This window comes from Cohnella thermotolerans DSM 17683, from assembly GCF_000429825.1.
Lineage (GTDB): Bacteria > Bacillota > Bacilli > Paenibacillales > Paenibacillaceae > Cohnella > Cohnella thermotolerans.
In genome coordinates this window covers 1-1,340 of sequence record NZ_AUCP01000151.1, presented here as the reverse complement: position 1 = coordinate 1,340, position 1,340 = coordinate 1, and the positions used below count along the sequence as shown (strand labels likewise).

The window sequence follows — 1,340 nt, the reverse complement described above, 5'->3', positions numbered from 1 at the left end:
AAAGCTTCGTTCAATCGTCTGGTAGCGCAGACGGTACAAATATTTGCCGGAACGGCTGAGTCGGTTTCGACGAACCCATTCTTTGCTGTCTTCCCATACATGACGAGTAATTACTTTTTGTTTGTTCTTGGATCGGGTGCATTTGTCGATTAGAGGGCAGTCCGCACAAACCTTGGGATTGGATTTGTACTCCCGATAGCCTTCTCGATTGGTTGTCGAATACCTTAATTCCTGCTTATTCGGGCACAAGTACACATTGCGCTCGGCGTCGAACTTGAACTGATGCTTTCTAAGAAGACCTTTCGTCGGTGTGAATGCGCGTCCGCCAATCACGGCAAACACATTCATGCCGTGTAGCTCCTTGCAAATGTGACTCGTCAGGTAACCGGAATCTAGCGCGATCGCTTCCAAAGTCTTCGTGAAACCAAACTTCTCCATCTGATGCTTGAGCCGTTCCACGTAGGGGACGGAATCATGAACGTTACCCGGTGTGATATGAACGTCTGTAATGATGTTATACTTATGATCCACGGTTCGATGATCCAGATAGAAGAAGCCTTCGGGCTTTCCGTCACGAACCATATAGCCGCTTTCAGGATCCGTTGAACTGATCTTGATCTCCTTGGACTCGGTCACCTCCTTCCGCTGCTTCAAGGGCTTTTTTCCGTGTTTTTTCCGATCCTCATCAATGGCTAAATCAAGCTCCTTGATGTACGACTTTGGCGGCTGCTCGACCACTTGAACGTGATGTTTTCGTTTATTCGCATTGGCTTTGAGGTGAGTGGAGTCGGTAATAAGAACGCGGCCTGCTATCATCCGATTGGCGATCGCCAAGCGAACGACCTCATCGAAGATATCCTGAAAGATGGTCGTATCTTTGAATCGATATTTACGATTCCAACTGATGGTGCTGTGGTCCGGCGCCTTCTTCGATAGTCCAATGCCAAGAAACCAACGGTAGCCGACATTGAGGTTAATTTCTTGCTCGAGTTGGCGCTCCGAACGAATCCCGTATAAGTAGCCGATAAATAGCATTTTGAAGAGCATGACAGGATCAATGGAAGGACGGCCATGGGTTTCGCTGTAGTAGGGGCGTACCCTTTCTCGAATAAACGTGAAGTCTATGTACTTGTCGATATAACGCAGCAGATGATCCTCAGGGACCATGTGCTCGATGCAAACCAATTCATAATCCAATTGGGGGTCGGGCTGATGAGTGTAGAGCATGAGAGCACCACGCTTTCTGGATAATGATTAACTAAATTATACCATATTAACGCGGTGCCGCGTTAAATATAAGGAACAAAAATAAAGACCGCCGAGATTTTCTCGACAGTCTG

At 47.3% G+C, this 1,340-nt stretch carries 1 protein-coding gene; it reads right to left on the bottom strand.

All coding sequences use genetic code 11. From position 1 onward, the window contains the following. Positions 1–1,227 (bottom strand): IS1182 family transposase (locus G485_RS0117520; RefSeq protein ID WP_027093563.1); only part of this gene is annotated, 1,227 nt, incomplete at its 3' end. Between the last annotated feature and the right edge of the window lie 113 nt (positions 1,228–1,340).